This window comes from Burkholderia sp. Bp8991, assembly GCF_003853795.1.
Classification (GTDB): domain Bacteria; phylum Pseudomonadota; class Gammaproteobacteria; order Burkholderiales; family Burkholderiaceae; genus Burkholderia.
The window spans coordinates 148,070-171,348 of the sequence record NZ_QTQJ01000014.1; the positions used below are offsets into that span (position 1 = coordinate 148,070).

The window sequence follows — 23,279 nt, forward strand, 5'->3', positions numbered from 1 at the left end:
CCACGGCTTCACCGCTCCCTGAACGCCTCCACCTTCGCTCGGTTGCCGCACGTGCGCATGTCGCACCAGCGGCGTCCGACGCCGCGGCCGCGATCGACGAAGAACCACGTACAGCGGCCGCACTGGCGCACGCGCGCGAAATCGTCGCCGCGCAGCAGATGCTCGAACCCGAGCGCGGCCGCGTCGATCCAGCGCGACGCGGCGCGCGCATCGGGCCGCCACGCGAAGCGGCCGTCGACCGCGTCGAATCTGCTGCGCCCGATCGCATCGCGAATCGCCTCGGCGAGCCGGTCCGCCGATCGCGCGCCGGCACTGCCGCCTTCGCCGGCGGTCAGGTGCGCGAGCGCCGCATACGCATCCTCGCGAAAACCGTGCAGCGCGGCGAGTTCGTCCGCGCCGTCCTGCCGGGGATGACGCAGAAACCGCGTCAGGTCGGCCTCCGCCAGCAACCCCGACTTCCCGGCCCAGGCACGCACGGCCGGCCAGTCGACGAGTTTGTCCTCATCGCGCGTCTTGCCCGTGTCGGCCACCGTGTTCAGGAAATCGAGCACCGGATGGCCGCCGACGAAATCGGCCGCGTGCCATGTATGCGCCGGTCGCGCAGGCTCGTGTCGAGTAACCATTTATTTTCACCTATCGGTTTCACATCCGAGTGAACAGGCGTAACCTGTTAACAACCAAAACAGGTTAGCACGGAGGCGCCGATGCTCGAGCTCGCCAATCGCTACAATTTTGAAGGTCACCGGATCGCATGGGGCACGCTCGGCGAAGGGCCGCCGCTCGTGCTCGTGCACGGGACGCCGTTCTCGTCGCAGGTGTGGCGCCGCATCGCGCCGTGGCTCGCACGGCGTCATCGCGTGTTCTTCTACGACCTGCTCGGCTACGGCCAGTCGGACATGCCCGACACGGACGTCTCGCTCGGCCGGCAGAACGTGCTGTTCGGCGCGCTGCTCGACGAATGGAAACTTTCACGCCCCCGCGTACTCGCGCACGACTACGGCGGCGCAACCGTGCTGCGCGCGCATTTCCTCGACGGCATCGCGTATTCGGACCTGACACTCGTGAACCCCGTCGCGATCGCGCCGCAAGGCTCACCGTTCGTGCGTCACGTCGCGCAGCACGAAGCCGCGTTCACCGGGCTGCCGGCGTATGCGCATCACGCACTCGTGTCGGCCTACATCGGCAATGCGGTCGCACGGCCGTTGAGCGACGACGTGCTGTCGATCTACCGCTCGCCGTGGCTCACGCCGGCCGGCCAGCCGGCGTTCTATCGGCAGATCGCGCAGATGCGCCAGCGCTATATCGAGGAAGCCGAGGCCCGTTATGCGCCGCCGGACTTTCCGGTGCGCATCGTGTGGGGCGAGGACGACGCGTGGATTCCGCGCGAACAGGGGCAGGCGCTCGCCGATCGCATCGCGGGCGGCACGCTGATCCGCGTGCCGCGCGCGGGGCACCTGGTCCAGGAGGATGCGCCCGAGGCGATCGTCGCCGCAGTGCTCGACGCACACGGACAGGAATGATCGCCCACGCAGCCGCGTGGCGTGGCCAATCAGAAGGCCGGCACGCCCTGCGCGAGCGTCGCGACGAACTTCGCGGTGCGCGGATCTCGCGGCCGCCCGAACAGCTCGCGCGACGCGCCGGCCTCGACCACGCGGCCATCCGCGAGAAACACCGCATCGTGCGCGACCGACGCAGCCAGGCGCAGGTCGTGCGTGGCCATCAGCATCGTCGTGCCTTCCCGCGCGAGCTGGCGCAACACTTCGACGACTTCGACGGACAATTCGGGATCGAGCGCGGACGTCGGCTCGTCGCACAGCAGCACCTGCGGCGACGGCGCGAGCGCGCGTGCGATGGCCACGCGCTGCTGCTGGCCGCCCGACAACGTCGCGGGCCATGCGTCGGCCTTGTCGGCGATACCGACCTTGTCCAGCAACGCGAGCGCCCGTTCGCGCGCCTGCTCGCGCGGCCAGCGCTGCACGGTCACGAGCCCTTCCATCACGTTCTGCACGACGCTCAGGTGCGGAAACAACTGGAAGTTCTGGAACACCATGCCGGTCTGACGGCGCACCGCGAACACGTGATCGCGCGACGGGCGGCGCCCCGCCGCGAAGTCGATGCGGGCGTCGCCGACCGTGAGCGCGCCCGCCTCCGGCACTTCGAGCAGGTTCACGCAGCGCAGCAGCGTGCTCTTGCCGCTGCCGGACGGCCCGATCAACGCGGTCACGCTGCCGGGCTGCAATGCGAGGTCGATGCCGGTCAGCACGCGCTGCGCGCCGAACGACTTGTCGATGCGTTCGAGACGGATCATCGCAACTCCGCGTGGAACAGCGCATGGCGCCCGAAGCGCAGCTCGAGCCGACGCTGCAGCGACGAGAGCACCGAGCTGAACAGCAGATAGATCAGCGCGGCTTCGGTATAGAGGATCAGCGGCTCGTAGGTGACGGCCGCGATGCGCTGCGCGGCCTGGAAGATCTCGGGCACCGTCAGCACGGCCGCGAGCGACGTGTCCTTTACCAGCGAGATGAACGAATTCGACAGCGCGGGCAGCGCGACGCGCGCGGCCTGCGGCAGGATCGCGCGGCGCAGCGCCTGCGCGCGCGTCATCGCCATCGAGTACGCGGCTTCCCACTGCCCTTTCGGGATCGATTCGATCACGCCGCGGATCACCTCGGCGTTGTACGCGCCGACGTTCAGCGAGAAGCCGATCACGGCGGCGGTCAGCGGATCGAGCACGATGCCGACGTTCGGCAGTCCGTAGAAGATCACGAACAGCTGCACGAGCAGCGGCGAGCCGCGAAACAGCCAGATGTAGAAACGCACGCCGGCCTGCGCCCAGCGCGGCCCGAACAGGCGCGCGAGCGCCGCGCCGAACGCGAGCAGCAGGCCGATCGCGAACGACGCGAGCGTGAGCGGAACCGTGAACACGAGCCCCGCCACCAGCAGGGGCCGCAGCGATTCCGCCATCAAGTGCAGCCAGGGCGGCATCGGTCAGCCTCGCGTCACGGCTGCGACACGTCGCGGCCGAAGTACTTCTGCGAGATCTTCGCGTAGGTGCCATCGGCCTTGAGGTCCGCGAGCGCCTTGTCGATCGCCGCCACCAGCGCGGGACTGCCCTTGCGCAGCAGCACGCCCGATGCATCGCCGGCGCCGCTCGTGTCGGTCGCCGCGATCTTCAGTTTCGCGTCGGGCTTGTGCTTGCGGAAATCGAGGTACGACAGCGAATCGTTGATCGTCGCGTCGACGCGTCCCGCGCTCAGCAGGTCGATCGATTCGTTGAAGCCCTGCACGGGCACCACGTCCGCGCCGTGCGCGGCCGCGAGCTTGCCGAAATTGCTGGTCAGCGTGTTCGCCGATTTCTTGCCCTTCAGGTCGTCGAACGAGCGGATCGACGTGTTGTCCGCACGCACGATCAGCACCGCGCGGGACGTGATGTACGGCGTCGAGAAATCGTATTTAGCCTTGCGCGCATCGGTGATCGACACTTCGTTGACGACCGCGTCGTAGCGGTTCACGTCGAGGCCCGCGATCAGCCCGTCCCACTTGCCTTCGACGAACTCCGCCTTCACGCCGAGCCGTTGCGCGATCGCGCTCGCGATGTCGACGTCGAAGCCGGTCAGCTTGCCCGACGCATCGTGATACGTGAACGGCGCGTACGTGCCTTCGGTGCCGACCCGGAACACACCGGCCGACTTGATCTGCGCGAGATCGTCGGCCGCCAGCGCGCTCGTGACGGCAGTGGCCTGCAGCAATGCGACGACCAGGATGGAGCGAAGGAATTTCATGGTGCGGACCCCGAACGATGGAAGGGAGTGGACCCGCCGGCCCGAACGGCCGCGCGAGAGGTCCGCGAATTCTACCGACGCGCCGATATCCGGCAAAAACGCAAATCCGCTAACGATATGAGCGCGTCGAATAACGCGCCGGCGAGCCGCGCCCATTCCGCAGACGAAATCCCACGCGATGCAGCGCGGCGATCGTCTGACGAATCGTTACCTGCGGTTACAGAAGCGACACTGCGGTATCACCCATTGGGCATGCGCTACGTACCATGAAGGCAGGTAAAACGATTGCTCGCGGGCCTGGTCCCCGCGGACGGAGTGAACGGCAAATGAGACGCATCCTGTTGTCCAGTGCCGTCGGCATCGCGGCCGCCTGCCTGTCGGCAAGTGCGTTCGCGCGTGCCGACGTCGGCGTGTATTTCGGCGTGCCGGGGCCCGTGATCGAGGCGCCGCCGCCTGTCTACTACGCGCCGCCGCCGCCCGTCGTGTACGAGCCGGCGCCGGTCTATTACGGCCCGTACTACGGCGAATACCGTTACCGCTACTACCGGCACGACAACGGCTGGCATCGCGGCTGGCGTCATCACCATCACGACGACGATTGACCGTCGCCTGGCGGCTGTCGCGGCCGCCTCCCGTCATGGGGAAATTGCGCGCGCCGGCCTTCGAGCCGGCGCGTGTGCATCACACACCGCTTACCACGGCAGCGAGTAGGTCTTCGTGTTCGTGAAGCTCTTCATCGCCTCCTGCACGCCTTCCTTGTAGCCGAGGCCCGAATCCTTCACGCCGCCGAACGGCGTCAGCTCGAGCCGGTAGCCCGGCACCTCGCGCACGTTCACGCTGCCGACTTCCAGCTCCGTGATGAAGCGCGTGATGCTGTCGAAGCGGTTCGTGCAGACCGACGACGACAACGCATAGTCGGTGCTGTTCGACATCCGGATCGCCTCGTCGATGTCACGAAAACGCATGATCGGCGACACGGGCCCGAATGTCTCGTACTTCACGAGCGGCATGTCGGGCGTCACGCGATCGACGACCGTCGGCGAATACAGCGCGCCGTCGCGCACGTTGCCGACCAGCAGCCGCGCACCGCGCGCAATCGCGTCGTTCACCTGCTGCTCGCAGAACTTCGCGGCCGCTTCGTCGATCACGGTGCCCATGTCGACCGACGGATCGGCCGGGTTCCCGTAGGCCCACGCGCGGGTTTTCTCGACGACCAGCTCGGTGAAGCGATCGGCCACCGCCTCGTGCACGAGCATCCGCTTGATCGCGGTGCAGCGCTGCCCCGAGTTCTTGTACGAACCCGACACCGCCAGTGTGCTCGCTTCGTCGAGATCGGCGTCCTCCATCACGATGATCGGATCGTTGCCGCCGAGTTCCAGCACCGCGCGCCGGTAGCCCATCCGCGACGCGATCGACTTGCCGATCGACACGCCGCCGGTGAACGTGATCAGGTCGATCGCCGGATTCGTGATCAGCTCGTCGGCGATCTCCTTCGGGTCGCCGGTGATCACCTGCAGCATCTGCGGCGGCAGGCCGGCTTCATACAGGATGTCCGCGAACAGGTAGCACGACAGCGGCACCTTCTCCGACGGCTTCACGACGATCCGGTTGTTGGTCGCGACCGACGGCACGACCTTGTGCGCGACCTGGTTCATCGGATGGTTGAACGGCGTGATCGCGGAAATCACGCCGAGCAGCGGTTCGCGCTGCGTGTACACGCGGCGCTTCTTGCCGTGCGGCGTCAGATCGCACGAGAAGATCTGTCCGTCGTCCTTCAGCACTTCGCCCGCGCCGAACGTGAGCACGTCGGCAACGCGCCCGGCTTCATACGTCGAATCCTTGATGCACAAGCCGGCCTCGGCCGTGATCAGCGCCGCGATGCCGGCGGTGCGCGCACGCACGATGTCGGCCGCGCGGCGCAGGATCGCCGCGCGTTCGTGGCGCGTGAGCGACGGCCGGTACGCACGCGCGACCGCGAATGCGCGCCGCACGTCGTCGAGCGTCGCCTTCGGCACGGTGCCGACGAGCGAGCCGTCGTACGGGTTGCGTACCTCGATCACCGCATCGCGCTGAATCCTTTCACCATCGATTCGCAGTGCTTCACGATGAACCGTGCGAACCTCCGTCGATGCTGCAATGGCGTTCATGAGTGTCTCCTGGCGGATGCGTCCGCGTCACTGCAGATGGTTGAGCGCGATGTCGATGATGTCGAAGTTGCGCAGCCGCGCGCGGCCCGCGACGTCGGTCGCGACCGGCTTGCTGAAGATCAGCGGCACGATCTGCTCGGAGATCCCGCCGTGCGAGCGCAGCGGCACGTCGAGGCCCGACAGGTCGTGCTTGATGCGGCGCGTGCCGAGCACGACGTCCTGCTTCGAGATCACGATCAGGTCGCCCATCCGCTCGGGCGGCAGCTCGAAGCGCGCGCAGCCTTCGGCGCCCGTCAGCACGACCTCGATGCCGTCCACCGCGGCGAGCCGCGCGCGCAGCGCGTCGGGATCGGCGTCGTCCGGCACGTAGACGGTCGCGAACGAGCCGAGCGCGCCGTGGTGCACGACGTACGGATCGGTGATCGGCAGGATCACGCGCGCCGCGTCGTGGCCGAGCCACGCGTCGAACAGCTCCTGCAGATAGATCACGTTCGGCTCGCCGGTCTCGCCGTCGTGCTTCGCGTTCATCCCGTGGTCGGCCGTGATCGCGACGATCGCGCCGAGTTCGTCGAGCCGCTTCAGGTACGCGTCCATCATCTGGTAGAACGCGTTCGCGCCGTCGGTGCCGGGCGCGCACTTGTGCTGCACGTAGTCGGTCGTCGACAGGTACATCAGGTCGATCGGGCGCGTCTCGAGCAGGCGCACGCCGGCCGCGAACACGAACTCCGACAGGTCCGCGCTGTACACGCTCGGCACCGGCTTGCCGACCAGCTCGAGCACGTTGTCGATGCCGTTTTCCTCGAGGCTCGCCTCGTCGGCCTTCTCCGACGAGAAGCAGATGCCCTTGAGCCCCTTGCCGAGCAGGCGGCGCAGCTTGTCCTTCGCGGTGACGACCGCGACGCGCGCGCCCTGTTCCGCGAAGGTCGCGAGCACGGTGGGCGCGACCAGGTACTTCGGATCGTTCATCAGCACCTCGGCGCCGGTGTCGCGATCGTAGAAGTAGTTGCCGCTTATCCCGTGGATCGCCGGCGGCACGCCGGTAACAATCGACAGGTTGTTCGGGTTCGTGAAGCTCGGCACCACGCACTCGCCCTTGAGCGCCGTGCCCGGCTTCAGCAGCGTGCGCAGGAACGGCGCGACGCCGGCCTCGGCCGCCATCTCGAGATACTCATAGGCGCAGCCGTCGACGCAGACCACCACCACGGGGCGGCGCATCCAGTTGTAGCGGCGGCCGTTCACTTCCACGGATACAGGCGTTTCAGTCATGACGTTCAGTCCTTTCGGTTCGAAGGGGTTGAGCTGTCGGCGCCCGCGCCGCGCCGAGGAGGTGTTTTCCATGCTTGACATTAAAATTGATGATTTGTAGATTGTCAACAACATGCAGAGAACAGAAAGCAAAAGACGGAAACACGAGGCAGTACGAAGAGGGCTGGTCTCCACTCATCCGCCGCATGCCGCGGCGCCACGGTCAAGGGGTCTGAAGATGAACGAAGTGCCGGTACAGAAGCGTTTCAATGCATGGGCGACGGGCGCGGCGCGCGTCGCGCTGGCCGCCGCGGTCGCGCTCGGCGCGGCGCAGGCGGCGCATGCGAAGACGTCGCTGCTCGTCTACACCGCGCTGGAGGACGAGGCGATGAAGCCCTACAAGGACGCCTTCGAGAAAGCGAACCCCGACATCGAGATCCGCTGGGTGCGCGACTCGACCGGCTCGGTCACCGCGAAGCTGCTCGCGGAGAAGAACAACCCGCGCGCGGACGTCATCCTCGGCCTCGCCGCATCGAGCCTCACGCTGCTCGACCTGCAGGGGATGCTGATGCCGTATGCGCCGAAGGGCTTCGACCAGCTCACGCGCAAGTACAGCGACGCGAACACGCCGCCGCACTGGGTCGGCATGGACGTGTGGGGCGCGACGATCTGCTACAACCGCGTCGCCGCGCAGGCGAAGAACATCCCGAAGCCGACGTCGTGGGAAGACCTGACGAAGCCGGTCTACAAAGGCGCGATCGTGATGCCGAGCCCGGTGTCGTCGGGCACCGGCTATCTCGACGTCACCGCTTGGCTGCAGACCTTCGGCGACGATCGCGGCTGGAAATTCATGGACGCACTCGACAAGAACGTCGCGCAGTACGTGCATTCGGGCTCGAAGCCGTGCACGCTCGCCGGCACCGGCGAATTCCCGATCGGCATCTCGTTCGAGTTCCGCGGTCATGAACTGCAGGCGCAGGGCGCGCCGATCGATCTCGTGTTCCCGAAGGAAGGGCTCGGCTGGGACATGGAAGGCACCGCGATCATGAAGACGACCAGGCAGCCCGACGCCGCGAAGAAGCTCGCGGACTTCATGGCGAGCAAGGACGCGAACGAGATCACCGCGCGCTGGTGGGCGATCGTCGCGTACCCGGGCGTCGCGCGCAAGCTGGCCGGCATCCCCGACAACTACGCGGACCTGCTCGTGAAGAACGACTTCGTGTGGTCGGCGAAGAACCGTCAGTCGATCCTCGATACCTGGCAGAAGCGCTACGGGGCGAAAGCGCAGCAATGACGCGGCGATAACGCCGCACCAGGCAGCGGGGCCGCGACACGCGCCGCCCCGCCTCCCTTCCGATCGTCGTATCCGGCCCGCATTCGGGCCGCCCGCAGCGTGGAGGCGTGCATGGCACCCTATCTGAGCGTAGAACGCATCGAAAAGCGGTACAACGACACACAGGTCCTCACCGACATCAACCTGAGCGTGATGAAGGGCGAGATGATCTGCTTCCTGGGGCCGTCCGGCTGCGGGAAAACCACGCTGCTGCGGATCATCGCGGGGCTCGAGGCGCAAAGCGCCGGCCACATCATGCAGGACGGCCGCGACATCTCGCGGCTGCCGCCGCAACTGCGCGACTACGGGATCGTGTTCCAGTCGTACGCGCTGTTTCCGAACCTCACCGTCTTCGACAACGTCGCGTACGGGCTCGTGAACCGCCGGATGAAGCGCGACGCGATCCACGAGCGCGTGCATACGCTGCTCGCGCTGGTCGGCCTGCCCGACAGTCATCGCAAGCATCCGGGCCAACTGTCCGGCGGCCAGCAGCAGCGCATCGCACTCGCGCGCGCGCTCGCGACGTCGCCCGGCCTGCTGCTGCTCGACGAGCCGCTGTCGGCACTCGATGCGCGCGTGCGCGTGCGGCTGCGCCAGGAGATCCGCGCGCTGCAGCAGCGGCTCGGTGTGACGACGATCATGGTCACGCACGACCAGGAAGAGGCGCTGTCGATGGCCGACCGCATCGTCGTGATGAATCACGGCGTGATCGAGCAGATCGGCACGCCGCTCGAAATCTACCGCCAGCCCGCGTCGCCGTTCGTCGCGGACTTCATCGGCCGCGTCAACACGATCCCCGCCGAAGTCGCGCAGGACGGCACGCTGCGTGCGGGCGGCGTCGGCTTCGACTGCCGGCATGGCGCGAACCGGCCGGCCCAGGGCGCGGCCGTGTCGGTCTACGTGCGGCCCGAGGATCTGCGCATCCGCATTCCGGGCGAGACCGCCGACAACGTGCTGGCCGGCCGCGTCGAGAAGCTCGAGTTCCTCGGCGCGTTCTGTCGCGTGAGCTTCCGGATCGACGGGCTCGACGGCCAGGAAATCGTCGCCGACCTGTCGTATCACGACGTCGACCGCACCGGCGTGCAGGCCGGCGCGCGCATCGACCTCGCGCTCGATCGCGAGCATGTCCGCGTGTTCCCGAGCGCGAAGGAGCGACTGCAATGAGCGCCGTCCTCACCGAACGCCGCCGCGGCACGGCCGCCTCCGCCGACGTGCGGCAGCTCACGCACTGGCACGACCGCATCGCACAGCTCGCGCTCGTCGCGATGGCCGCGCTGATGTCGCTGTTCCTGCTGCTGCCGCTCGCGCTCGTCGTGCAGAAATGCTTCGTCGATACGGACGGCCGTTTCGTCGGCGCACGCAACTTCGTCGAGTATCTCGAGGACAGCGGCGTGCTGCGCTCGATGCTCCATTCGCTGACGGTCGGCGCGCTCGTCACGATGATCGTCGTGCCGATGGCGTTCACGTTCGCGTATGCGCTGACGCGCTCGTGCATGCCGCTGAAGAACGCCGCACGCACGATCGCGCTGCTGCCGCTGCTCGCGCCGACGCTGCTGTCCGCCGTGTCGTTCATCTACTGGTTCGGCAACGCGGGGCTGCTCAAACCGCTGCTGCACGGTCACTCGATCTACGGACTGCCGGGGATCGTGCTGAGCATGGTGTACGCATCGTTCCCGCACGTGCTGATGATCCTCGTCACCGCGCTGTCGCTCGCGGACGGCCGGCTCTACGAAGCCGCCGACGCGATGGGCACGAGCCGCGTGCGCAAGTTCTTCACGATCACGCTGCCGGGCGCGAAGTACGGGCTGATCAGCGCGACGATGGTGGCCTTCACGATGTGCATCAACGACTTCGGCGTGCCGGTCGTGATCGGCGGCTCGTACAACGTGCTGTCGACCGACATCTACAAGCTGATCATCGGGCTGCAGGACTTCAACCGCAGCGCGGTCGTGAGCCTGATGCTGCTGTGCCCGGCGCTGGTCGCGTTCGGTGTCGACTTCTTCATCCGCCGCCGCCAGCAGTCGCAGCTCGGCGCGCGCTCGACGCCGTACCAGCCGAAGCCGTCACGCGGATTCGACGCCGCGATGCTCGCGTACTGCGCATTGGTGTGCGCGTTCTTCATCGCGGTGGTCGGCATCTCGGTGTTCGCGTCGTTCGTGAAGTTCTGGCCGTACCAGATGAGCGTCGGGCTCCAGCACTACGAGATGGGACTGATCGGCGCCGGCATCTTCGACGCGTACAAGAACAGCCTGCGGATGGCCGCGACCGTCGCGCTCGGCGGCACGATCGTCGTGTTCGGCGGCGCCTACCTGATCGAGAAGACCCGCGGCGCACGCTGGCTGCGCGGCTTCATCAGCCTGTGCGCGATCCTGCCGATGGGCGTGCCGGGCCTCGTGCTCGGCATCAGCTACATCTTCCTGTTCAACGCGCCCGGCAATCCGCTCAACGGGCTGTACGGGTCGCTGTGGCTGCTCGCGATCGTCACGGTCGTCCACTACTACGCGTCGAGCCACCTGACCGCCGTCACCGCGCTGCGGCAGATCGACAGCGAGTTCGAGGCCGTGTCCGCGTCGCTGAAGGTGCCGTTCTACAAGACCTTCCTGCGCGTGACCGTGCCCGTGTGCCTGCCCGCGATCCTGCTGATCGCGCGCTACCTGTTCGTCAACGGGATGACGACGGTCTCCGCCGTCGCGTTCCTGTACTCGCCGGACACGCAGCCCGCCTCCGTCGCGATCCTGAACCTCGACGACGCGGGCCAGATGGGCCCGGCCGCCGCGATGGCGACGCTCGTACTCGCGACCTCGTCGTTCGCGTGCGTGCTGTTCGCCTGCATCTCGCACCGCCTGTTGCGCCGCACGCAGGCCTGGCGCACCCCGCATCGCCGCTGATCCGTTCGCCGCATTCACGTGACGTCCCGACTTCACCAAGGAGACACCATGACGCTCGCCACCCAGCCCATCCTGCTCACCCCCGGCCCCCTGACGACCTCGGAGCGCACGCGCGACGCGATGCTGCGCGACTGGGGTTCGTGGGACAGCGACTTCAACGCGATCACCGCGCGGCTGCGCGAACGGCTGCTGCAGATCGTGCACGGCGAAGGCACGCACGAATGCGTGCCGCTGCAGGGTAGCGGCACGTTCTCGGTCGAGGCGGCGATCGGCACGCTCGTGCCGCGCGACGGCCACGTGCTGGTGCCGAACAACGGCGCGTACTGCCAGCGCCTCGCGAAGATCTGCCGCGTGCTCGGCCGCAAGCTCACGACGATCGACTACAGCGAGGACCGCCGCGTCGATCCGGCCGACGTCGAGCGCGCGCTCGCCGGCGATCCGACCATCACGCACGTCGCGCTCGTGCACTGCGAAACCGGCGCCGGCGTGCTGAACCCGCTGCACGAGGTCGCGCAGGTCGTCGCGAAACACGGCCGCGGGCTGATCGTCGACGCGATGAGCTCGTTCGGCGCGATCGACATCGATGCGCGCACGACGCCGTTCGACGCGGTGATCGCCGCGTCCGGCAAGTGTCTCGAAGGCGTGCCGGGGCTCGGCTTCGTGATCGCGAAGCGCACCGCGCTCGAACGCTGCGAAGGCAACAGCCATTCGCTCGCGATGGACCTGTACGACCAGTGGGTCTACATGCAGCGCACGACGCAATGGCGCTTCACGCCGCCCACGCACGTGGTTGCGGCGCTCGATGCGGCCGTCGCGCAATACGTCGACGAAGGCGGGCTCGCCGCACGAGGTGGCCGCTACCAGCGCAACACGCGCGCGCTGATCGACGGAATGCGCGCGCTCGGGTTCCGGCCGTTCCTCGATTCCGCGATCCAGGCGCCGATCATCGTCACGTTCCATGCGCCGGACGATCCGAACTACGACTTCAAGCGGTTTTATCAGGAGGTCAAAAAGCGCGGCTACATTCTGTATCCGGGCAAGCTGACCGAGGTCGACACGTTCCGCGTCGGCTGCATCGGCCACTTCGGCGAGGCCGGCATTCCGGGCGCGGTCGCCGCGATCGCCGACACGCTGAAGGCGATGGGCGTGCGGCGCGTGTCGGCCGAAGCGGCGGCCTGACGCGAGGCATCCGCCGTACCGCGGCGCGCGGCCGGTCGCCGTGCGTTGCGGTGCGGCGGGTTCGCTTTCGTTTTGCGTTTTACCGCCGTGTGCGGCACGGCAATTCTCTCGACCCTTACCGGCACGACATCCGATGCGACCCTTCTGGATCGAACAAGCACTGTTCAACGACGGCGATCTCGCCCCCGCGCTGCAGGGCGCGATAGAGGCCGACGTCTGCATCGTCGGCGGCGGCTTCACGGGGCTCTGGACCGCGATCCAGGCGAAGCAGCAGAACCCGGCGCTCGACATCGCGATACTCGAGGCCGACCTGTGCGGCGCCGGCGCGAGCGGGCGCAACGGCGGGTGCCTGCTCACGTGGTCAGCCAAATTCCTGACGCTGCGGCGCCTGTTCGGCGAAGCGGAGGCGATCCGGCTCGTGAAGGCGTCGGAGGCGGCCGTCCAGCACATCGCCGACTTCTGCCGCACGCATCGCATCGATGCCGAACTGCGGCTCGACGGCACGCTGTACACCGCGACGTCGCGCGCGCAGGTCGGCACGCTCGCGCCGGTGCTCGACGCGCTCGCCGCGTGCGGTATCCACAGCTACGAGCCGCTGCCGGCCGCTGAAGTCGCGCGCCGCTCGGGATCCGCCCGCAATCTCGACGGCGTGTACTCGCCGATCGCCGCGACCGTGCATCCGGGCAAGCTCGTGCGCGGGCTGCGCCGCGTCGCGCTCGAGATGGGGATCCGGATCTACGAGCGCACGCCGCTCGTCGACTTCACGCCAGGGCAGCCGGCCGTCGTTCGGACGCCGTCCGGCAGCGTGCGCGCCGGCAAGCTGGTGTTCGCGATCAACGCGTGGATGGCGAGCCGCTTCCCGCAGTTCGAGCGCACGATCGCGGTCGTGTCGAGCGACATGGTCATCACCGAGAAATGCCCGGAACTGCTGGAACGGACCGGGCTCGTCGACGGCGTGTCGGTGCTCGATTCGCGGATCTTCGTGTACTACTACCGCACGACCGCCGACGGCCGGCTGATGCTCGGCAAGGGCGGCAACACGTTCTCGTGGCGCAGCCGCATCGCGCCGGTGTTCGACCGGCGCTCGCCGTACGAGGCGCAGCTCACGCAGAGCCTGCGCGAATTCTTTCCGTCGCTCGCGGGCGTGCCGGTCACCGCGAGCTGGAACGGCCCGTCGGATCGCTCGGTGACGGGCTTCCCGTTCTTCGGTCGCCTCGATGGCGCGCCGAACGTGTTCTACGGCTTCGGCTATTCAGGCAACGGCGTCGGGCCGACCTACATGGGCGGGCAGATCCTGTCGTCGCTGGTGCTCGGGCTCGACAACGCGTGGACGCGCAGCCCGATCGTGCGCGGCCCGCTCGGCCATTTCCCGCCGGAGCCGATCCGCTATGTGGGCGCGCACGTGGTGCGCAATGCGATTCGTCGCAAGGAGCGTGCGGAGGATGAGAGCCGGAGGCCGGCGATGGTCGATACGTGGCTCGCGAAGTTCGCGAGCGCGGCGGGGAAGGCGGACAAGGCGTGATGGCGGGCGCCATGCAATAAAGGGGCCTACACACAGGTGCGCTGCGAGACTGGCACCGGCTGGGTCCTGGACGATCTCTTCGATAAACGGAGCGGCAAATGATCAACGCGCCGACGATCACCACCATCGACTCGGATCTCGTCTCCTTCGGCGGAAACTGAACCAGTCAGACGCGACGAACATCACGCACCGCAAGTAACCGCGCCAGCGATGCAAAAAACAAAAGGCGCTGACCGATCGGTTCAGCGCCCTGTCGCCATCGACGCGCGGTGAAACCCGCGCCGCACCCGCTCACGCGCCGGCTTTCTCCCGCGCCGCCTTCCCCGCCGCAGGCAACCCCTGCTCGTGCATGCGGCGCATCCGCGCGAGGCCGTGCGCGACATGCTCGCGCACCAGTGCGACCGCCTTCTCCTCGTCGCCGCTCGCGAGCGCCTGCACGATCTTGTCGTGCTCGGCCGCCGACACCGCGATCGCATCCTCCTCGGCCTCGATCGCGGCCTGGCGCAGCAGCCCGAGCTGGCGCACGAGCCGGCGATAGGTGTCGGTGAGATGCGTATTGCCGACGCCGACCACCATCGCGTCGTGGAACTGCACGTTCAGCTCGGTATAGCGCGTGACGTCGTGCGTCTTCGCGGCATCCTTCATCGACTGGATGATGCCCTTCAGCACCTTCAGCGTGTCGGGCGAAATGCGTTTCGCGAGCGCGCGCGCGACCGACTCGTCGAGCATCGCGCGCACTTCGTAGATCTCTTCGGCCTCGCGCAGCGGCACGACGCGCACCGTCACGCCGCGGTTCTTCTCGTTGCGCAGCAGCCCGGCCTGCTCGAGCGCGCGGAATGCTTCGCGCACGGGGCCGCGCGACACGTTCAGCTTGGTCGCGATATCGACTTCGTTGAGCTTCTCGCCCGGCGCATATTCGCCGGACACGATCGCGCGCTCGAGCATGTCCTGGACAATCATCGCGAGCGACTGGCTTTGCAGGAGTTCGATGGCGTTGAGCGCGTTCGGGGCAGTCATGGTCGGGCAGGCAGCGACGCTGCGGAAGAAAAACGAGGGCGCCATGTCGGCGAATGATCGTTATATACCCTCGGCCCGATACATTGTCAACAGTTTTCAGTTTCCAAAAACCGGTTCCGCGTGCCGGAATGCAACCGGCACGCGGCATCGTGCGGCCGGCGTGAGCACGCCGAACCGCTCGATGCGGGCCTGCCGTCAGGCCGTCTGCTTCACCGGCCCCGGGTCGCTCTGGCTCGGCCGCCCCGTCTCGACGTGGCCCGCGAAGCGGCGCACGACCTTGTCGTCGCCACCGCGCAGCGTGGTCGCGGTGATCGTCAGATCGTACCAGCCGTGGCTCGACGACAGCTCGAAGTGATCCTCAATGCGCTCGCCCGGCTCCAGCGTGTAGCTGCGCGCATGCGCATGGCTGTACGCGTTGTCGACGACCACGCGGCACGCCGCGCCGCCGCTGTTGCGCAGCTGCAGGTACACGTGGCGGTTGCGCACGTCGTAGCCGACCTTCGCTTCCGGGTTCGCGTGGCGGCCGTCCGCGGCCAGCCGCGTGTTGCCCTGGAATTCGCACAGATAGCCGTTCGGGCCATAGGCGGCGAGATGGTAGTCGCCGCGCGCGGCCGACGTGCTCCAGGTATCGGCGAAGCGGTCGTGCGAGGACACCGCGTAACGGCGCGGCGGCGTCGCCGGATTGCGGCGGTCGTACACGTAGAATGCGGCGCCCGCGTCACCCGAATTCGCGAAATCGAGCGACACGCTGTCGTCGCGGCCGTTCACGCGGGCATGCACGAACAGCTCGTACGGCAGCGCCCGCGCCGGACGCGTGCCGGGCTCCTGCGCCGGCATCGACTGCTGCGCGGGCACCCGGTACGCCTGGCCGGCCGTCTGGATGTGCTGCGGCACCGTGAAGCTCACCGTGCGCGTATCGGGTCGCGCGGAGAAATCGAATGCCGACGTGAGGTCGCCGCAGACCGAGCGGCGCCACGCGCTGATGTTCGGCTCCTGCACGCCGAAGCGCGCTTCGAGGAAACGCAGCACCGACGTGTGGTCGAACGTCTCCGAGCAGACCCAGCCGCCCTTCGTCCACGGCGAGATGATGATCAGCGGCACGCGCGGCCCGAGGCCGATCGGCTGGATGCCCCCCGGGTCCGCACCCGGCACGAGCGGGCTCATCTCGCCCGGGTACTTGTTCAGGTCGAGCAGTTCGTCGCCGAGGTTCGACAGCAGGTTCGACGACACGATGCCCTGGCCGCCCACGCCGCTCGTGACCGGCGGCACCGGCGGCACGACGTGGTCGAACAGCCCGTCGTTTTCGTCGTAATTGAGGATGAACACCGTCTTCGCCCACACCTCGGGGTTCGACGTCAGCGCCTCGAGCACCATGTTGATGTAGAACGCGCCGTCGGTCGGCGACGCCTGCGGGTGTTCGCTGTACTTGTACGGCGACACGATCCACGACACCTGCGGCAGCCGGTTCGCCTGCACGTCGGCCTTCAGCTCGGCGAGCGTGTGGTCCGACGCGCCCTTGTCGACCAGCGGGCCGCTCGCGCCTTCCTTCACCTGGAAGCGCTTGAAGAACATCAGCGAGTTGTCGGTGTAGTTGTCCGTCGGGTCGCCCGGGATGCCCGTGCCGCCCTGGTACAGCTTCCAGCTGATCTTCGCGTTCTCGAGGCGTTCCGCGTAGGTCGTCCACGTGTAGCCGTTCGTGTTGTTGCGCTCGCCGATGCCGGGGCCGTTCGGCTGCGTGCCGTACACGTTGCGCGAATCGATCGTGCCGGTCCACAGGTAGATGCGGTTCGGCGCCGTGTCGGCGTGCGCGGAGCAGAAGTACGAATCGCAGATCGTGAACGCGTCGGCGAGCGCGTAGTGGTACGTGAGGTCCTGGCGCTTCAGGTAGCCCATCGTCAGCACGTCCTGCTTCTGGTTCACCCACTGGTCCCACTGGCCGTTGTTCCAGGACAGGTGGCCGCTGCTCCAGCCGTGGTTGGTGCCCGGCTGGAATTCGGTCGTCTGCTTCGGGTCGAGGTAGAACGGCAGCACGTACGGCGCGGACGGGTCGAGCCCGCGCGAGTGGTAGTTCTTCGTGAACACCGACGCCGGCGGCTGCTGCCACACCGGCGCGCCGTTGGGCAGCAGGTGCGGGCGCGGGTCGTTGAAGCCGCGCACGCCGCGCAGCCCGCCGAAGTAATGATCGAACGAGCGGTTTTCCTGCATGAAGATCACGACGTGTTCGACGTCGCGGATCGTGCCGGTGCGATAGGCGGCCGGCATCGCGAGCGCCTTGCGGATCGCCGGCGGGAAGCCGGCGTAGGCGGCCATCGCGCCGGCCGACTGGGCGGCGAGGCGCAGGAAATCGCGTCGATTGGTGGCGGACATGAGGAGGATCCTGTGGGTCGGTAAGGGTGGCGCCGGTCGAGCGGGGCCGGCGGTCGGTGCGTTGCCGCTATTACTCCGCACCGGCATGTCCCGGCCGTGACCGGTTCCAGCAGGTTTCTTGCGGTCACCCCCAGCTTTTTTTCGAAGCGGCGCACGACGCACCTTTCACGTGGCCGACACACGCATGCGCTACGCTGACGCGCGATGAAGAGGGGGGAGAAGCCGAGTCGTGTTCGATCAGCTGAAGGCGTTCCACGCGACCGTCCGGCAGGGCAGCATCACGCGCGCCGCGCGCCACCTGGGCGTGAGCCAGCCGACGATCGCCGGGCAGATCCGGCAGGTCGAGCAGCTGTACGGCGTCGAGCTGTTCTATCGCAGCGGCCGCAAGCTCGAGGTCACCGAGACCGGCATCGAGCTGCTGCCGCTCGTCGAGAAGATGATCGCGCTCGAGGCGCAGGCCGACATCATGCTGCGCAACGTCGGCGGCCTGTTCGAAGGCCATCTGCGGATCGGCGCGACCGGGCCGTACTACATCATGGACGCGGTCGGCCGCTTCTCGCACGCGCATCCGTCGATCGCGCTCACGTGCCGGATCGGCAATTCCGAGGAAATCCTGCAGGCGCTGCACGAATTCCGCATCGACCTCGCGGTGTCGTCGCAGCGCAATGACGCGGACGGCCTCGAACGCAAGGTGATCTCGACCGATCCGCTCGTGCTCGTCGTGCATCGCGACCATCCGCTCGCACGCTTCGACGCGATCGACGCCGCGCAGCTCGCCGACGTGCGGCTCCTGATTCGCGAGGAAGGGTCGGTCACGCGTCGCTGCACGGAGACGATCCTCGCGGCGGCCGGGGTCGCGGCCACGTCGGTCGCCGAGATCGGCAGCCGCGAAGCGATCCGCGAGGCGATCCTGCATGGCGTGGGCGGGAGCCTGTTTCCGCGCGGCGAGGCCGAGCGTCACCCGGACCTGCGCGTCGTCGCGCTGCGCGGCATCGACACGACGATCGACGAATACGTGTACTACCTGAAGGCGCGCCGCCAAAGCCCGGCGATCGATGCGTTCCTCGCGTGCATCGTACCGGCGCAGACCGCGACCCGCGACGCAACGCACGCGACGCGGCCGGTGAACGCGCGCTGAGCCGCCGCGCGTTCGTCGGCTTCGCGTTTTTCCCTTCGCGCTTCCCGGCGCTTTTCCGGGCGCGTTTCCCGCGTTGTTCCCGCGTTGTTCCCGCGTTGTTCCTGCGTTGTTCCTGCGTTGTTCCTGCGTTGTTCCTGCGTTGTTCCTGCGTTGTTCCTGCGTTGTTCCTGCGTTGTTCCCGCGCCTTCCGTCGTTGCGCTCCTCGTGCCTTCCTTGCCGCTTCCCGCCGCGCGTCACTTCGGCAGCGCGGGGATCATCCACGTCAGCACGTGCTGCTGCAGGAACACGAGCACGCCGAGCAGCAGTGTGAGGATCACGCTGTGCCAGAAGGTGCGCGCGAACACGATGCCTTCCTGCCCCTTCAGGTCGGTCGTCGAGACGCCCGTCGCGATGTTCTGCGGCGAGATCATCTTGCCCATCACGCCACCCGACGAGTTGGTCGCGGCCATCAGTACCGGATCGAGGCCGAGTTGCCGCGCGGCGACCACCTGCAGGTTGCCGAACAGCGCGTTGCCGGACGTGTCGCTGCCGGACAGGAACACCGCGATCCAGCCGAGCGACGCCGACACGAGCGGGAACAGCGCACCGGTCGACGCGACACCGGTGCCGAGCGTGTAGCTGATTCCCGAGTAGTTCAGCAGGTACGCAAGCCCGACGATCATCATCACCGTGATGATCGCGATCCACGTCTGCCGCCACGTCTTGACCACGCATTCGAGGAACGCGCCGGCGCCGGTGCGCGTCAGCACGGCCGTGATGATCGCCGACAGGAGGATCGCGGTGCCGGTGCCGAGCGGCTGGAAGTCCCAGATCGCCGCATACGGCTTGTGGTACAGCGAAACGAAGACCGCGTTGTGCAGGCCCGGCCACTTGATCTTCACGTCGCCGATCGCCGCGATGTTCGCGTGCACCCAGACGATCACGACCACCGACACGACGATCCACGGCAGCCAGCCGCCGAAGCCCGCGCGCGCGGCGCCGGCCGTGGCGGGCACGCTGCGCGCGAGCGCGTATTGCGGATCGGGCTGCGGCTTCCACACCTGCAGGAAGCCGATCGTGACGATCAGCGACGTGAGCGACGACAGCACGTCGGTGAGTTGGTAGCCGAGGAAATTCGACGTGACGAACTGCGCGATCGCGAAGCTCGCGCCCGACACGAGCAGCGCGGGCCACAGTTTCGAGATCGAGCGCAGGCCGCCGTACGCGCCGACCACGTAGAACGGCAGCAGCAGCGCGAAGAACGGCAGTTGCCGGCCGACCATCGCGCCGAGCGTCGCGGGCGGCAGCGACGTGACCGCGCCGAGCACGGTGATCGGCACGCCGAGCGCGCCGAACGCGACTGGCGCCGTGTTGAACAGCAGCGTATAGGTGAGCGCTTCGAGCGCGGGGAAGCCGAGCGCGATCAAGAGTGCGCTGGTGATCGCGACCGGCGTGCCGAACCCGGAGATCCCTTCGAGCAGGCAGCCGAAAGAGAACGCGACGACGAGCAGCACGAGGCGGCGGTCGTCGGGCAGGTGGTCGAGCATCCACTGCCGGAACTGGTCGAAGCGGCCCGACTTCACCGCGATGTTGTACAGCAGCAAGGCGTTGAACACGATCCACATCACCGGCACGACGGCGAGCGCCATGCCGGCGCCGACCGCGTTGAACGCGAGGCCGGCCGGCATGCCCCACGCGCCGATCGCGACCGCGAGGCCGGTGACGAGGCCGGCGAGCGACGCCTGCCATGCCGGCCGGCGCAGCACGCCGAGCGCGATCAGCGCGACCGCGATCGGGATCACCGCGACGAGGAACGACAGGAACAGCGAGTTGGCGACGGGCGTCAACGGCTGCGCGAACAGGATGCCGGGCGGCAGGGTTGCGGTGGGATTCATCGTGTCTCCGTGTCGACAGGAGTTAGCGCTTTAGCGCTTACTCCTGTCCCATGCTTCGCGGTCGACAGGAGTTGGCGCTTTAGCGCTTGCTCCTGTCCCGAATCAAACGTGCGTTCCACGGCGGCGAAGATCACCCGACGCTTGCGCATGCAACCATGCCGCAGCGCCGACCGATCGGTCGCTTAAAAAAGGTTAGGAGGCGCATCGCGCTTGCACAAGGAGGGCAAGCCCGATGCGCGCGGCGTCGACACACGGAATCCGCCGCACGCTGAACGGCGGCTGGCGCCGCACTGACACGCACGCCAGCATGCCGCCGGCGCAATGTTGCTCAGGCGACAAAGGTGACTGACGGCACGCGGGGTGTTTCGTTTGGCGTCCGAAGCCTAGACTGGCTGCATCGATTCCGCCCGCGCCGACGAAGGGCGCGGCGCCGGATACCTCACGGAGCAAACACGATGAAGACCATGAAACTTGCGGCGTGCGCATTCCTGCTGATCGGCTCGGCTGTCGCCGCCCAGGCCCAGGCCGCGTCGACGCTGACTCGCGCGCAAGTTCGCCAGGAACTCGCGGAACTGCAGGCCGCCGGCTACCGGCCGAGTCTCGCCAGCAGCCCGGACTTTCCGCAAAACATGCAGGCGGTCATGCAGCGCGCCGCGCAGGCGCGCGGCGACGCGGCCGGCTACGGCAGCAACGGCCATGCGAATGTGGAATCAGGAAAACCGGCACTGCCGCACGTGGTCGATCGCGACACGTACGCGCATCACTGAAGTGGACGAAACCGGGCCGGGCGCGTGACTGCGCAACCGGCCTGCCCGCCGCGCAATGCGCAGCGGGCAGCGGGCAGCGGCCATCAAACGCTGAAGCGGTTCAGCGTATACGCACGATAGGCCGCGACGAACGCGTCGAACGATCCGGCCTCCTTCGTTTCCAGCTCGGCCTGCTCGGCGAGCGACTTCGCGGCGAGCGCCTGCTCGGCGCGCATCGTCTCCGCCGACGGCGGGTTCGCGCGGAAATGCGCGGCATGCGCTTCGCTGTGTGCGCACGCGAACGCGAGGAACGACTGCCCGTTCTCGCGCATCGTGCGCAGCACGCGCGCCGACGGCGTGCGCTCCGGATCGGCGAGCTTCTCGCGCTGCGCGGCAATCGCACGCGCATGCTCGTCGCCACCGCGGATCTCGTCGAGACGGCGCCCGATGGTTTCGATATCGGCCATCAGGTCGTCCGCCCACGCCTGCAGCGTGACCGGCTGGCCGTCGCGCGTCAGCGTCAGCCCGGGCTTGCGCCCGTCCATCGTCACGCTGCCGAAGTTCGCGTTCGCTTCCTTGTACGCGTCGCAGTCGAGCGCGGGGCTCTCGTCGAGCGCGCACGCGAGCAGGAATGCGTCGATGAAGCGCGCGGTCTCCAGCGCGATGCCGGTCGGCTCGAACGGATCGATGTCGAGGCAGCGCACTTCGATGTACTGCACGCCGCGCGACGCGAGCGCATGCAGCGGGCGCTCGCCCGAATACGTGACGCGCTTCGGCCGGATCGTCGAGTAGAACTCGTTCTCGATCTGCAGCACGTTCGTGTTGATCTGGATCCACTCGCCGTCGCGATGCGTGCCGATCGCCTCGTACGGCGGATACGGCTCGCTCACGGCCTTCGACAGCGCGTCGAGATAGGCGGGCAGCGTGTTGTAATCGACTTGCAGCGCGGCCTGCGCGGTCGTGTTCGAGTAGCCGAGGTCGCTCATCCGCAGGCTCGTCGCATATGGCCGGTACAGCGTATCGGCGTCGAACGTGTCGAGCTTGTGCGGCTTGCCGCGCAGGAACTTCGTGTCGAGCGCGGGCGACGCGCCGAAGAGGTACATCAACAGCCAGCTGCGGCGGCGGAAGTTGCGGATCTGCGCGAGATAGCGCTCCGACTGGTAGTCGACCAGCGTGGCCGTCGAGCCCTCTTCCGCATGCAGGCGCCGCCACACTTCCTCGTGCAGCGAGTAGTTGTAGTGGATGCCGGCGATGCACTGCATCGTGCGGCCGTAGCGATACGCGAGGCCGCGGCGATACACCGTCTTCAGGCGACCGATGTTCGACGTGCCGTAGTCGGCGATCGGGATTTCGTCGTCGGCCGGCAGTTGGCCCGGCATCGAGTTATTCCACAGCATCTCGTCGCCGAGCGACGCATACACGTAGCGGTGCAGATCGTCGAGGCGTTCGAGCGTGATCGACGCGTCGGCTTCCGCCGGCGTGATCAGTTCGATCAGCGCTTCGGAATAGTCGGTCGTCAATGACGGGTGCGTGAGTGCCGAACCGAGCGCGCGCGGATGCGGCGTGAACGCGATCATCCCGTCGCGCGTCACGCGCAGGCTTTCCTTTTCGATGCCGCGCAGGCCGTCGGGCAGATGCTGCCGCGTCGGGCCCGAGCTCAGCGCTTCGAGACGATTCAGCAGCAGTTCGGACTGGCGGTGAGTCATGGTGTTCGACATGGAGACGCAAGTGCGTGACGGCCGCGCGCAGGATGCCGCGCGGCCGGCTGGATTATTGGTCGCTTCGTTGGTAGCGGGCACTTTAACATCTCGCCGTCACGCGCGCTTGAGGTGACTCCGGGTGGTGCGCGCCCGCCGCGGCGGGCCGCCGGGCGGGCCGATGACGACGATCGCCGCGCGCGCGGCGGACCGTCCGTCGGCACCGCCGGACGCGACGATCACGCGAAATTCGTCGGAAGTAACATGAGCCGTGCACGCCACGGCGCCGCTAGGTGCAACCCGCGCAGCCGAACCCGCGATGCGTCGCCGTCACGCTCGAGCCG

Annotated in this window: 20 protein-coding genes; 9 read left to right on the plus strand and 11 right to left on the minus strand. The window is 67.7% G+C overall.

The window, feature by feature from the left end:
- Positions 1 to 8 precede the first annotated feature (8 nt).
- Positions 9 to 623, minus strand: a complete 615-nt coding sequence (locus DIE02_RS18150) for a CGNR zinc finger domain-containing protein (RefSeq protein ID WP_124486711.1) — start codon at positions 621 to 623, stop codon at positions 9 to 11.
- Between the two features lie 81 nt (positions 624 to 704).
- Here DIE02_RS18150 and DIE02_RS18155 point away from each other — a divergent pair, with 81 nt between their 5' ends.
- Positions 705 to 1,520 carry an alpha/beta fold hydrolase gene (locus DIE02_RS18155; RefSeq protein WP_124486712.1) on the plus strand — a complete coding sequence of 272 codons (816 nt, stop codon included), beginning with the start codon at positions 705 to 707 and terminating at the stop codon, positions 1,518 to 1,520.
- Between the two features lie 29 nt (positions 1,521 to 1,549).
- Here DIE02_RS18155 and DIE02_RS18160 read toward each other — a convergent pair whose 3' ends face one another.
- Genes DIE02_RS18160 through DIE02_RS18170 form a run of 3 tightly spaced genes read right to left on the minus strand, consistent with a single transcriptional unit; the run spans position 1,550 to position 3,782 of the window.
- On the minus strand, positions 1,550 to 2,308 hold the full coding sequence (locus tag DIE02_RS18160) for an amino acid ABC transporter ATP-binding protein (protein ID WP_124486713.1): 759 nt from the start codon (positions 2,306 to 2,308) through the stop codon (positions 1,550 to 1,552).
- Entirely contained in the window at positions 2,305 to 2,985 is a 681-nt protein-coding gene (locus tag DIE02_RS18165) for an amino acid ABC transporter permease (protein WP_059534893.1), read from the minus strand. The genes DIE02_RS18160 and DIE02_RS18165 overlap by 4 nt, the downstream gene beginning before the upstream one ends.
- A 14-nt stretch (positions 2,986 to 2,999) precedes the next feature.
- Positions 3,000 to 3,782 (minus strand): amino acid ABC transporter substrate-binding protein, encoded by a 783-nt coding sequence (locus tag DIE02_RS18170; RefSeq protein WP_124486714.1) that lies wholly within the window; start codon positions 3,780 to 3,782, stop codon positions 3,000 to 3,002.
- A 326-nt stretch (positions 3,783 to 4,108) separates the two neighbouring features.
- Between DIE02_RS18170 and DIE02_RS18175 the strand changes: the two genes are divergently transcribed.
- Positions 4,109 to 4,384 (plus strand): hypothetical protein, encoded by a 276-nt coding sequence (locus DIE02_RS18175; protein WP_124486715.1) that lies wholly within the window; start codon positions 4,109 to 4,111, stop codon positions 4,382 to 4,384.
- A 90-nt stretch (positions 4,385 to 4,474) separates the two neighbouring features.
- Here the strand turns inward: DIE02_RS18175 and phnY are convergent, their stop codons facing one another.
- Positions 4,475 to 5,929 (minus strand): phosphonoacetaldehyde dehydrogenase, encoded by a 1,455-nt coding sequence (phnY, locus tag DIE02_RS18180; RefSeq protein ID WP_124486716.1) that lies wholly within the window; start codon positions 5,927 to 5,929, stop codon positions 4,475 to 4,477.
- A gap of 27 nt (positions 5,930 to 5,956) precedes the next feature.
- The gene (gene phnA, locus DIE02_RS18185) at positions 5,957 to 7,195 is read right to left on the minus strand and encodes a phosphonoacetate hydrolase (RefSeq protein WP_124486717.1); all 1,239 of its coding nucleotides are present in this window, start codon (positions 7,193 to 7,195) and stop codon (positions 5,957 to 5,959) included.
- Positions 7,196 to 7,412: 217 nt separating this feature from the next.
- On the opposite strand from phnA, the gene DIE02_RS18190 reads away from it, so the two are divergent.
- The 5 genes from DIE02_RS18190 (at position 7,413) to DIE02_RS18210 (ending at position 14,096) form a co-directional block, all read left to right on the plus strand.
- Positions 7,413 to 8,468, plus strand: a complete 1,056-nt coding sequence (locus DIE02_RS18190) for a putative 2-aminoethylphosphonate ABC transporter substrate-binding protein (RefSeq protein WP_124486718.1) — start codon at positions 7,413 to 7,415, stop codon at positions 8,466 to 8,468.
- Positions 8,469 to 8,579: 111 nt separating this feature from the next.
- Positions 8,580 to 9,671 carry a putative 2-aminoethylphosphonate ABC transporter ATP-binding protein gene (locus DIE02_RS18195; RefSeq protein WP_124486719.1) on the plus strand — a complete coding sequence of 364 codons (1,092 nt, stop codon included), beginning with the start codon at positions 8,580 to 8,582 and terminating at the stop codon, positions 9,669 to 9,671.
- Positions 9,668 to 11,395, plus strand: a complete 1,728-nt coding sequence (locus DIE02_RS18200; protein ID WP_124486720.1) for a putative 2-aminoethylphosphonate ABC transporter permease subunit — start codon at positions 9,668 to 9,670, stop codon at positions 11,393 to 11,395. Before DIE02_RS18195 ends, DIE02_RS18200 begins: the two co-directional genes overlap by 4 nt.
- 48 nt (positions 11,396 to 11,443) lie before the next feature.
- Positions 11,444 to 12,574, plus strand: coding sequence for a 2-aminoethylphosphonate--pyruvate transaminase (locus DIE02_RS18205; RefSeq protein WP_124486721.1), 1,131 nt, complete (start codon positions 11,444 to 11,446; stop codon positions 12,572 to 12,574).
- Positions 12,575 to 12,707: 133 nt separating this feature from the next.
- Entirely contained in the window at positions 12,708 to 14,096 is a 1,389-nt protein-coding gene (locus DIE02_RS18210; protein WP_124486722.1) for an FAD-dependent oxidoreductase, read from the plus strand.
- A 291-nt stretch (positions 14,097 to 14,387) separates the two neighbouring features.
- On the opposite strand, the gene DIE02_RS18215 is transcribed toward DIE02_RS18210, so the two are convergent.
- Positions 14,388 to 15,113 (minus strand): phosphonate utilization associated transcriptional regulator, encoded by a 726-nt coding sequence (locus tag DIE02_RS18215; RefSeq protein ID WP_124486723.1) that lies wholly within the window; start codon positions 15,111 to 15,113, stop codon positions 14,388 to 14,390.
- Between the two features lie 195 nt (positions 15,114 to 15,308).
- Positions 15,309 to 17,480, minus strand: a complete 2,172-nt coding sequence (locus DIE02_RS18220) for a phosphocholine-specific phospholipase C (RefSeq protein WP_124486724.1) — start codon at positions 17,478 to 17,480, stop codon at positions 15,309 to 15,311.
- Positions 17,481 to 17,709: 229 nt separating this feature from the next.
- On the opposite strand from DIE02_RS18220, the gene DIE02_RS18225 reads away from it, so the two are divergent.
- Positions 17,710 to 18,618, plus strand: coding sequence for a LysR family transcriptional regulator (locus DIE02_RS18225; protein WP_124486725.1), 909 nt, complete (start codon positions 17,710 to 17,712; stop codon positions 18,616 to 18,618).
- 233 nt (positions 18,619 to 18,851) lie between these two features.
- On the opposite strand, the gene DIE02_RS18230 is transcribed toward DIE02_RS18225, so the two are convergent.
- Complete coding sequence (locus tag DIE02_RS18230) at positions 18,852 to 20,492, minus strand: L-lactate permease (protein ID WP_124486726.1); 1,641 nt, start codon at positions 20,490 to 20,492, stop codon at positions 18,852 to 18,854.
- 455 nt (positions 20,493 to 20,947) lie between these two features.
- Here DIE02_RS18230 and DIE02_RS18240 point away from each other — a divergent pair, with 455 nt between their 5' ends.
- Positions 20,948 to 21,259, plus strand: coding sequence for a DUF4148 domain-containing protein (locus DIE02_RS18240; RefSeq protein ID WP_124486728.1), 312 nt, complete (start codon positions 20,948 to 20,950; stop codon positions 21,257 to 21,259).
- Positions 21,260 to 21,342: 83 nt separating this feature from the next.
- On the opposite strand, the gene gshA is transcribed toward DIE02_RS18240, so the two are convergent.
- Positions 21,343 to 22,956 carry a glutamate--cysteine ligase gene (gshA, locus tag DIE02_RS18245; protein WP_185640845.1) on the minus strand — a complete coding sequence of 538 codons (1,614 nt, stop codon included), beginning with the start codon at positions 22,954 to 22,956 and terminating at the stop codon, positions 21,343 to 21,345.
- 96 nt (positions 22,957 to 23,052) lie between these two features.
- Positions 23,053 to 23,178, minus strand: coding sequence for a hypothetical protein (locus tag DIE02_RS36050; RefSeq protein WP_260426209.1), 126 nt, complete (start codon positions 23,176 to 23,178; stop codon positions 23,053 to 23,055).
- Positions 23,179 to 23,279 lie beyond the last annotated feature (101 nt).